Annotated in this window: 1 protein-coding gene and 1 pseudogene; one reads left to right on the forward strand and one right to left on the reverse strand. The window is 55.9% G+C overall.

Features of this window, described 5'->3' with window-relative positions; genetic code table 11:
* Nucleotides 1-128, forward strand: a pseudogene (locus KQJ18_RS23745) (MetQ/NlpA family ABC transporter substrate-binding protein); the annotation flags it as partial.
* A 78-nt stretch (nucleotides 129-206) separates the two neighbouring features.
* Here KQJ18_RS23745 and KQJ18_RS23750 read toward each other — a convergent pair.
* Nucleotides 207-1,891 (reverse strand): molybdopterin dinucleotide binding domain-containing protein (locus KQJ18_RS23750; RefSeq protein ID WP_216422920.1); only part of this gene is annotated, 1,685 nt, incomplete at its 5' end.

A 1,891-nucleotide genomic window follows, 5' to 3' on the forward strand; every position in this document is an offset into this window, starting at 1 on the left:
TTACCGTACATCGCGGCGATGAGAAGAAAAAGGATATTGTGGCGCTGGTAGACGTGCTGCATTCAAAAGAGATTCAGGACTGGATCCGCACTAAATACAAAGGCGCGGTGATCCCGGTAAATAACTGATCCGCTTTTTGCCTTATCCGGCCTACAGGATGTTATAGGCCGGATAAAATGCGTTAGCGTTGCCACCGGACGCGCGAGTTACACGCGCTCAATTCTCGCTGGCAGCCCCTGGCGTACCGCCGCACCCGACACCCAGTCAAGCCAGGTATTGGTTACCTGCCGGGTAGGATCCGCAAAGCCCAAGTCATTGAGATTAATTCCCGACCTTATCTGCGCGTCAAATGGCATCGGCTCGCCGTCGAGCGTATGCTGCGCCGCGCCCATTTCTTTATGTCCATAGCCATGTTCAATGGCGATAACTCCCGGCATAACACCATGAAGCAGGCTTATTTGCGCCTGTACCTGACCGCCAGGCGTAGTGATACGTACCGTATCGCCATGTGCTAAGCCGTACCGCTTACCATCCTGCGGGTTGAGCGCCACCAGATTAACCGGCTTCAGATGATGCAGGCGCGGGATGACCGCCGTGGCGCTGGACATGGTATTGGATTTAAAGGAGATCAATTTCAGCGGCCATTCTTGTTCCGGGAACAACTCCTCGACCGCACGTCCGTCTGACAGGCGCGAAGGATACCAGGCCGGGCAGCCGCTGTAGCGCTCGCCGGTAATCGCATGGCGGTGCGCGGCGACATTCGCATTCCAGATTTGCAGCGGTTTTTCCCACGCATTGCCGACGCGATCCTCCACCCGGCCACTGCTGGCTGGGGCGAAACGCCCGCCGCGTGAATACACAAATGCCACCCGGCTGGCTTCATCGGCTTTCAGCGTTTGCGTTATCACCGGCATGATCCGTTGCACCCCGGTCAAGGCAATGTCTTCCGGCTGAGCCTCCGGGACCGGTGATTTACCCATAAACGCAATATTGGCGGCGAGGCGCAGATAATAATCTTCCGCACGATTTAACGGATACTGATTGCCCTGTGGGTCGGTAATCGCATTATCACCAAAACCAGGCAAACCAATGCGTTTTGCTACCGCAATACAGAAAGATTCCATTGAGGCCGGTTGACCGTCAGCGGTACTGCTGGTTGCGGCTCTGACCACGGGCCAGCGAGCGGTGGTAGCTTTGCTGGCGACGCCCGCCCACGGGGCGCTGAATCCCCAGCTTTCGAAGTTATGGGTATCCGGCACGATGTAATCTGCCAGCGCCGTGGTTTCGTTCATAAAGGCATCAATGGCGATAAATAGCGGCAAACGCGCAGGATCTTTAAGCTTTTCTTCCGCCACGCCGCGCAACCCTGCGATGCCGTAAAACGGGTTGGTCATGTTAGAGATCCAGGCTTTTAGCGGATAAGGGTAGCCTTCGAGTGCCGAGACAAGAAGTTCAGTAAGTTGACCTGCCACAAACGGATACCAGGGGGCTTTTGCCGGGAAGGGCGATTGTCCGGCGGCTACTTTATTGCGGTACTCTTCGGAAGACTCATACGCGGTTTTACTGCGTGCGATGCTTAATCCCTTTGGTTTAATCTTCCCGGTGAAACTGTCCATGTTGTAGCGTGGTCCATCGGTGGCACCATTGAACTTGCCGCCGCCGACAAACACGCCGCCTTCAAGACTCAGGTTGCCAATCAGCGCATTGAGCATCATTACCGACCAGGCGTTATAAAATCCATTACCTGCCATCATTCCGCCGTGCGCGATTACCGCCGCTTTACGTCCGTGGCGGGTAAACGCGTCGGCCAGTGCGCTAATGTCTGCTTCAGCCACGCCGCACTGCTGGCTGTATTGCGCCAGCGTGAGTTTTTCGGCGGATTCTTTCAGGC

The sequence above is a fragment of the Citrobacter sp. S55_ASV_140 genome (genome assembly GCF_018919505.1).
GTDB lineage: Bacteria > Pseudomonadota > Gammaproteobacteria > Enterobacterales > Enterobacteriaceae > Citrobacter > Citrobacter werkmanii.